Below are 7,634 nucleotides of genomic sequence, written 5' to 3'. Positions count from 1 at the left end.
GGGAGGGAACGGGGAAGGTGGGTAGGCGTCCCTTTGGGCGTTTCCTCCCCCCCTCTCCCGAAACGTCTGGGGGGGACGGCCCCTCCAACCCCCCCCCCCCCCACGGCTTTGTCCGGCTCAGCCGGTGATCTTCACGATGAAGCCGTCGTCGAGTCCGTCGATGAGGCGGTTCTTGGCGTAGAAGCTCTTCAGGATGAGGCCGCCTGCCTTGTTGTCATCCTTCGGGATCGGCTTCGCGGAGAAGTTGAACTTCGTCACCTCGGGGTCGTAGTAGTTCTCCGCAGCCCCTTCATAGGTGCTCGCGAAGGGGTATTCGTCGCACTCCTTCGTCCCGCCGTTGGTGTAGTTGGCTCCCCAGTACCGCTTGCACTGCTTGACCGCCGCTGCCCGGTTCTTGTCATTGCGGGCGGCGCTCACCGTCCGGTGCAGCGGGTCTTTGGCCGTCTGCCCGGGCACTTTCTTCGCCGACATGTACGGCTTGGTGTCGCCAGGGACGAGGAATGCCTGCCTGATGTGCTGAGCCTCGGCGCGTTCATCGGCTCCCGCCTTGGCGCTCAAGGTGAAGGTGGGCACGTAGCTGAACGTGGCTGCACCCCTCTTCTCTGGCTTGCTGCCGCCGGTGGAGTTGGCCAGGTACGAGGCGCTCTCCCAGCGCGGCGCGAGCATGAACAGCTTGCCGCCCCGTGCCCCGCTCAGCGTCCACCCAGCCGGTGGGCTGTAGCTGATGGCCGGCTCGTAGACCGCGAAGAGCAGGTCGGTGGGAGCCTTCTTGCCCTGCCCCGGTTTGGCGTGCACTGTCTCGTTGAACGTCCGCAGCGCCTTCAGCTCTGTGAACGTCTTCGTGGTCGGCTTGTTGCCGCCCCGGGTGTAGCTTGCTCCGGCCGGCCAGCTTTGCGGGATGTTGCCCTTCGTCGTGATCGGCATCGCGGCGGCGCCGGTCGTGCCCGTCGTGACGAAGTCGGTGAAGTAGTACCGGAAGTCGATCGTGCGGCTGTTCTTGGCGATCGTGCCGACCACTCGGACGTTGAACATGCTCTCGCCGACCGGCTGGTTGTTGCGCACCCAGGTCTGCAGGAACGACGCCCCGTTGCACACCGCGAACCGCGACTTCACATGCCCACGCCTGGGCGGTCACGGTCTCGTGCAACTGCCGCTCGGTCACCGTTCGGTGCTCCTCCCGCGATGCGTACGGCATCGCGGCGTCGACGGCGGCCGCGACTGCTTGGCGCCGGTAGGCGGGAGCGGGCTGTCGTGCTTGGCGCGGGGGCGTCGGTTGCCGGGTAGGCCATGCAGGCCGGCGCACTGCATCAGCAGCTCCACGGTGCCGTCGCTGACATGAATGTGCAGGCCCAGACCGAGCTCGGCGTGCACTCGACGGGAGCCGCAGGTGCCGCGAGAGGCGGTGTGGATGCCCACGATGGCCTCGGTCAGCCAGGCGTGCTTGACCAGGCGGTTCGACGGCGGACGGTCCCGCCAGGCGTAGTAACCGGATCCCGCGACGTGCAGCACTCGGCAGGCCAGTTGGACCGGCAGATGTTCACGAGCCATCACGCGGATGGCTTCGAACCGCCTTTTGGGAACGTCACCTCACCCAGCAGTTCGGCGGCCCGCCGGTGGATGGCCAACTCGGCCTCCAACTCGGCGATGCGCTTGCGGGCCGCAGCCAGTTCGGACAGATCGCTGCTGGTCGTGCCCGGCAATTGCCCGGTGTCGATGAGGTGCTGGCGCCGCCAGCCGTAGATCGTCTGGTCGCCGATGCCGAGGAATCGCGCGACCTCAGCGATCTTCCTTCCGGATACGACGAGATCGAGAACCCTACGGCGGAACTCAGGCGGATAGCTGCCGGGCATCACGGCCTCCGAATGCTGCTGGATCGTCAATTGTCCAGCAACCCGACTCCAATAGAACCGGGGCATACCACTCGATCAAACCCGGAACGATTCATCGTGCAACCCTTCGACGCCTTCGCAAGTCTCCTGATTGCCGAACAGTGGATCAGTGGGTCATACATTGAACAACTTCGGGCAGACACTAACGGACCAGCACTTCATCGACCGGGATGTCCGCCGGATGTCCCGGTCCCATCGCAGAATCTCAACGCGTGGCCGAGCACAGGCGCATTCCCGGCCCCGCTCCCGACACGCGTCCACGTCCTTACGGCGAACGTCGTGGCAGCGCCCCTGATCGGCGGCCTCCTCGCCGCGTCGGCGGCTCGGCCAGCGCGGCCCACTCCGCCACGACCGCACGGCGGAGGTCGACTGGGAGGGCTGTGCGACGTTTTGGGTGAACGCCGGCTGCCGGGCTCGCCTCGGCGGCCACCCTGGGGCGATCAGCACAGCATCGCCCGACTCGTCATCGGCAACAGCCCAGCGAAAGGCCCATCCATGAAGCGAACGTTCACATTGATCAGTGCACTGGCCGTCACCGCGCTGTCGCCGACCGCGGCGCACGCTGCGGTCAAGAAGGCCAAGACTCCCCTCAGTTGCGAGTCCCGGACGTTCACCTCGACACCGGGTCCTCGCTTCAACGACCCGGAGGACCCCGACGCCCGGATGAACGTCATGGACCCGATCATCGAATCGATCAACAACGCCAGTTGCGGGCAGACCATACGCGTCGCCATGTACTCGATCGGCAGCACGCAGCCGGGCCCGGACTTCGCCAACGCCCTGATCGCTGCGCACCAGCGCGGCGTCATCGTCAAGGCGCTGATGGACGTGCACAGCGACAACGCGGTCTGGCAGTCGTTGGTCACCGAGCTCGGCAACGATCCGCAAGCCTCCAGCTTCGCCGCGCTGTGCCCGGGCGGCTGCCTGACCCACTATTCCGGCTCCTCCCTGCACGCGAAGTACTACATGTTCAGCGGCGGGAGCGACGCGAACAGGACCGTGACCGTCAGCAGCGCCAACCCCACGTCCACCCAAGCCAATACCGCGTGGAACAGCAGCGCCACCGTCAAGGGCAACGTCGACCTGTACAACCTCTACGCCCGCTACTTCACCGCCATGGCCAAGGGGGCGCTCAACGGTCCGGGCCCGCTGATGCCCGACTACTACAGCTCCACCGACGGCCAGGCCGCCAGGACACTGTCCCCGCCCTCCTACCAGTGGCCCAAGGCACGCTCCAAGAGCGACACCTGGGTCGACTTCCTGAACAACGTCAAGGCGCCGGCCACGATCAACATAGCCATGTTCCAGTGGACCTCTCACGGGCAGCCGGGCGACCGGAACTATCTCGAACTGCCGAAGAAGCTGGTGAGCCTGGCACAGACCGGCGTCAAGATCCGCATACTCCTCACCGCCGGTCAGGTCGACAGCAGCGTGCAGAACTACCTGAAGGACCGGCCGAACATCTCCGTGCACGACACCAGCCGCGGAACCGACGCGAACGGCAACGCCCTGCACTACACGCACGACAAGTACATGATGGTCAGCGGCGGCTACGCAGGTGCGGTCAACTCCAGAATCGTGTTCGTTGGCTCCGCGAACTGGACAAGCAACGGCGTCTGGCACAACGACGAGTCGGACCTGAAGCTGGTCGGCCAGTCCAGCTATGACGCGTTCATGACGGACTGGCAGAACCAGTACGACCGCTGCTGCGGGACCGCAACGCTGAAGCTGGGCGCAGAGGAGCGCGCCGAGAACACGGCACGCGAGATTCCGATCGACCCGAAGCAGGTCAAGGAGTAGGCATTCCCCGCCGCTCGGTCACCCCTGTGGGCAGGGCTCCGTCGTTCTCGTGATTGGCCGGGAATGATCACGCGAGTCCGAGGGGCGCCAGCGGCCGGGCCATGTCTCGCCCGGGCGCTGTCACGTTGGTTGACAGGGTGGGATGATCTTCTGGTTGATCGTGCTGGAGGGGGCTGTCCGTGGGGGCCGTGTCGCCGTCGCACAAGGGGCACCGGTACCCGGTCGAGGTCATCTCCCACTGCGTATGGCTGTACTTCCGCTTCCCGCTGTCGTTCCGCGGGGTCGAGGAGCTCATGCTCGAGCGCGGGATCGTCGTCTCGTACGAGACGGTGCGCCGCTGGTGCGCCAAGTTCGGGCAGCGGTACGCAGGCGCGCTGCGCCGGCGGCAGGGATCCTCGCAGACCGGCGCAGTGCCACCAGCTCGTGATGCAGGGCCCGGTCGTCTGCGCGGAGCGCGGCATGCAGGTCGAGCCAGAATGATGCGGGCCGGCCAAGGACGCAGCGCACGACTTGGCCATACACGGGAAGGAACCGTGGTCGCTTGCGAGCGAGGAGTTTGCCAGCGGTGACCCACCCTATGCCCGGTCGGCCGGTGAGAAGACGCCAGGCGGCGTCAGCCGGCGATCCGGGGGCGAGATCAGCAGCGTCAGCCTCAGCCATGTCAACATGGTTGGGGATTTCATACAATAAGTCGGATAGCTGCACGCCGAGCCGACCTTCCAGAAGGTCCAGGGCAGCTTCTGCCGGAATGGTGACCGACAGGGTCTGCACCGCGATGAGGTCGTCGGCAGTCACTGCGTTGGCGGCTTCGGGCCGGTCTCCCCCGCCCGCCAAGTGCTCGAACCGCCTCCCAGTGAACGACGCGGCGCCTGGCGGCTGGCCGATGCCGAAGTACCAGCGAAGTTCTTCAACTGCTTGATCACTCGCAAGGACGGGGTGCAGTCGGTTGATAAGCGGCTGCGGATCAGGAAGCACAACTCCTCCGAAGTGCCGCCGGCAGTGGGACGGTACCGGAGCGCAGGACCTGTGCGGCCGCTCGGGCATGACGGCTGGTGCGCTTTCAGCGGCGGCCTTGGGCGCAGCTGCGCGAAGGAGCAGCAGCGTGCTCACGATTGCATCCAGGTGGCGAAGGCATCGACGAGGCCAGTGTAGAACTGTTCGCCTGGCACCGAGCCCGGGTTCTTGCTGGCGTCGTAGAAGGCGACGTTGGTGAAGGTCGCTGAGGCGGAGGCGTTGAGGTTCTTGTAGAAAGCGAGCTTGCCGCGGCCGAATCCCACGAACAGCCAGAACACCCCGAGGGACGCGGTGTTCTGCAGGAGGGAGCGGACTTCGGCTTTGTCCCAGGGTTCGTCCCCGACCTGGGTGACGATGAAGGCGGGGTCAGCCGCGCCGGACTCCTGGTAGTGGCTGACCGCGCGGCGCATCGCGTCGGCGACGTTGCCCCAGCCCCAGTCGACTTGAGTGTGCAGCTGCCCGATGCGGCCTCGGTAATTGTCCAGGCGGATCTCTTCAAGGAACGGCTCGCGTCCGCTGGAGAAGACCACGGGCACGGTGCCGTCATCGTCCAGGTTGGCCGACAAGGCCAGGACCTGTTCAGCGAAAGCCTGGACCGCGAAGGACTCGTACAGCTTTCCATGTGCCAGTCGTGGTCCAGGATCAGATACACCGCTGCCCGCCGACCTGAAATCCCTCGGTGCACGAGAGCCTGGCCGGCCTGTCGTGCGGGATCCAGCAGGCCAGGAGCCTGCCGTTCCACCTTTGCCAGATCCACGGTTGCCGGCGCAAGGACAGAACGCGCCTGTGCGGGAAGTGGTGCAGAGGGCGCAGCGGCGGGTTCTGGGTCGACGTCGACGCCGTAGTCCGTGGCCAGCCCTGACAGGCCAGAGGCGTAGCCCTGCCCGACGGCGCGGACCTTCCAGCCGTCGCCACGCCGGTACAACTCCGCCAGAACCACGACGGTCTCTCCCGCAGCGAAATCCGGTGCGGTGAACGAGCAGGTGGGCGCACCGTTCTGGTTGATCGTCAGTTGGGGTGCATGCGTGAAGACGGCCCCTGGCTTCAGCGGATCAGCGCTCGCTAGGATCACCACCTGGTGCACGTCGGAGGGCAGGCGGGGCAGGTCCGCGGTGACCGCCGGGCCGGCGACCGACACGCCGTCCTGTGCTGGATGATTGTAGAAGACGAGGTCGTTGTCGCTGCGGACCTTGCCATCCGGTCCGAGCAGCAACGCCGACACGTCCACCGCAAGCCCCTGCACTGCCACGGACAAGACCGTCGACGCCGTCGTCAGCGCTGTGTTCTCGCCCTTGCGCAGCGATGTCGTCTGCATCCCGGTCCTCCTTGATCAGTGGAAAGACACCGTAGTCACCCACACGCCCAACTGTCGCCGCTTTGATCGGAATTCGCCCCACCAACACCCGCCGAAACGGCGCCGTCTGTGACTCTCGGCTTCCTGCACGATCCTTGAGGACATATCGTCCGGGACGCATCAGCCTCGAAGGACGGCTCATCTGTCCGCAGATTCACCGGTCCCAGCTCCGTGCCCGCCGCCTGACACATGCAACACGCTGCGGCCCGACGGGCATTGTGAGCATGCGTCCTACGCATCGGCATGGACCACAACATCGCATCCCTCGACCGCCACCACGAGGATTCCTTGCTCTTCACCGGACGGCAGTGAGGCGCGGCCCACTCGGGTTTCCCACTGCGCCAGCTACAAGGTCGTTTGCATCCCACAGAATTCCAACACCGCCGAGGGCCGTGGCCGTGCCGAGCAGGCGATCCAGGCATTCGCCCGGTCCTACGGCGCCAAGTGGCCCAAGGCCGTCGCGAAGATCATCGCCGATCGGGACGAACTGCTCGCGTACTGCGACTTCCCGGCCGAGCACTGAATCCACCTACGGACCACCAACCCCCGTCGAGTCGATCTTCTCCACGGTCAAGCTCCGCACCAAGGTCACACAAGGCGCGGGGAGCCCGGCTGCGGCCCCGGCGATGGTGCTCAAGCTCGTCGAGTCCGCCCCAGGCCCGGTGGCGCGCGATCACCGGAGCCCACCTGGTGCCGTTGGTCCGTATCGGCTCGCGCTTCGAGAAAGGTGTCCTGGTCGAGCGGTCCGAGATGGCAGCATGAACGACATGTTCGAGGCCCTTGAAGCGCTGACCGACCGCGATCCGGACCGTCGGGACGTCGCCGCCGACATCCTCGGGGATCTCCTGCGCGGCGCCGCACTCGATGCGGACTCCGCTTGCCTGGCCGTCGGACGTCTGGTCAGCATGGCCGTCAACGAGCCGGTGACCAAGGTGCGCGAGTCCGCCCTGAACTCGATCAGCGAGGCGTTCGACCACTACAGCTTGCCTCTGGCCCTCGTCGAACCGCTGACCGACGCCATGCCGACGATGGAGCGCGAACTCCTCGCCCACACGATCTACATCCTCGGGGCCCCGCACGACCCGCTGGCCCGGCCGCTGATCGAGCCCTTCCTCCATCACCCCGACCCAGAGGTGCGCGAGGAGGCTCGGCTCGCAGCAGCCGAGATCACCGCGGTCGGGTCGGAGGGCCGCACCCACAACTCTTGATTACTGCTCTCGCGTCGAGGGAGCCATCCTCATCCGTGCAAGGGTGCAGCAGCAGCTGCAAGGTGCACGTCCCCTTCACTGCGGAGTCGGCAGGACCCAGTGAAGGTCTTCCGTATCGGCGGAAATCCGCCATGCGTTCAGCAGCCCTGCTGCTGCCATCTGCTGGAGTACATGGGGCAGTTCCTCGGGTTGGATACCGCACTCGTGGGCTGTCCGGTCGGCTTCGTTCAGTCCGTGGCCGGTTTCGGAATGGCTGTGTGCCGCGAGATAGACCCTTAGACGTCATCTCATTTGGCTGGGTAAGCTGCCGGTCGTGGTGAGGATCGTTGAGCGGCTGGTGCCGGATGAGTTGTGGGAGCTGTTTCAGCG

At 65.9% G+C, this 7,634-nt stretch carries 7 protein-coding genes and 3 pseudogenes; 4 read left to right on the top strand and 6 right to left on the bottom strand.

All coding sequences use genetic code 11. The features are described from left to right. Positions 1-117: 117 nt before the first annotated feature. Genes ACZ6BB_RS40850 through ACZ6BB_RS40840 form a run of 3 tightly spaced genes read right to left on the bottom strand, consistent with a single transcriptional unit; the run spans position 118 to position 1,880 of the window. Positions 118-1,113, bottom strand: coding sequence for a NucA/NucB deoxyribonuclease domain-containing protein (locus ACZ6BB_RS40850; RefSeq protein ID WP_471620156.1), 996 nt, complete (start codon positions 1,111-1,113; stop codon positions 118-120). 45 nt (positions 1,114-1,158) lie between these two features. Continuing rightward, positions 1,159-1,548 (bottom strand): IS3 family transposase, encoded by a 390-nt coding sequence (locus ACZ6BB_RS40845; RefSeq protein ID WP_471620155.1) that lies wholly within the window; start codon positions 1,546-1,548, stop codon positions 1,159-1,161. Then, complete coding sequence (locus ACZ6BB_RS40840; protein ID WP_471620154.1) at positions 1,548-1,880, bottom strand: transposase; 333 nt, start codon at positions 1,878-1,880, stop codon at positions 1,548-1,550. Before ACZ6BB_RS40840 ends, ACZ6BB_RS40845 begins: the two co-directional genes overlap by 1 nt. Before the next feature lie 504 nt (positions 1,881-2,384). On the opposite strand from ACZ6BB_RS40840, the gene ACZ6BB_RS40835 reads away from it, so the two are divergent. Then, positions 2,385-3,689 carry a phospholipase D-like domain-containing protein gene (locus ACZ6BB_RS40835; RefSeq protein WP_471620153.1) on the top strand — a complete coding sequence of 435 codons (1,305 nt, stop codon included), beginning with the start codon at positions 2,385-2,387 and terminating at the stop codon, positions 3,687-3,689. Between the two features lie 179 nt (positions 3,690-3,868). After that, positions 3,869-4,078, top strand: a pseudogene (locus ACZ6BB_RS40830) (IS6 family transposase); the annotation flags it as partial. Here the strand turns inward: ACZ6BB_RS40830 and ACZ6BB_RS40825 are convergent. From ACZ6BB_RS40825 to ACZ6BB_RS40815, 3 genes and pseudogenes are all read right to left on the bottom strand, one after another. Then, positions 3,981-4,733: a DUF6308 family protein gene (locus tag ACZ6BB_RS40825; protein ID WP_471620180.1), complete on the bottom strand. Its 753-nt coding sequence runs from the start codon at positions 4,731-4,733 to the stop codon at positions 3,981-3,983. The pseudogene ACZ6BB_RS40830 and the gene ACZ6BB_RS40825 overlap by 98 nt on opposite strands. A 62-nt stretch (positions 4,734-4,795) precedes the next feature. After that, the gene (locus ACZ6BB_RS40820) at positions 4,796-5,269 is read right to left on the bottom strand and encodes a VWA domain-containing protein (protein ID WP_471620152.1); all 474 of its coding nucleotides are present in this window, start codon (positions 5,267-5,269) and stop codon (positions 4,796-4,798) included. Between the two features lie 335 nt (positions 5,270-5,604). Continuing rightward, positions 5,605-6,018 (bottom strand): annotated as a pseudogene (locus ACZ6BB_RS40815) (TerD family protein); the annotation flags it as partial. Between the two features lie 421 nt (positions 6,019-6,439). On the opposite strand from ACZ6BB_RS40815, the pseudogene ACZ6BB_RS40810 reads away from it, so the two are divergent. Both ACZ6BB_RS40810 and ACZ6BB_RS40805 read left to right on the top strand, forming a co-directional pair. Continuing rightward, a pseudogene (locus ACZ6BB_RS40810) lies at positions 6,440-6,819 on the top strand (transposase); the annotation flags it as partial. Further along, positions 6,816-7,265: a HEAT repeat domain-containing protein gene (locus tag ACZ6BB_RS40805; RefSeq protein WP_471620151.1), complete on the top strand. Its 450-nt coding sequence runs from the start codon at positions 6,816-6,818 to the stop codon at positions 7,263-7,265. The pseudogene ACZ6BB_RS40810 and the gene ACZ6BB_RS40805, both read left to right, overlap by 4 nt. The last annotated feature ends 369 nt before the right edge of the window (positions 7,266-7,634 follow it).

The sequence above is a fragment of the Streptomyces sp. NPDC041108 genome, from assembly GCF_055592645.1.
Note: the sequence above shows the minus strand (reverse complement) of the source record. Positions and strands in the feature narration are given on the sequence as shown.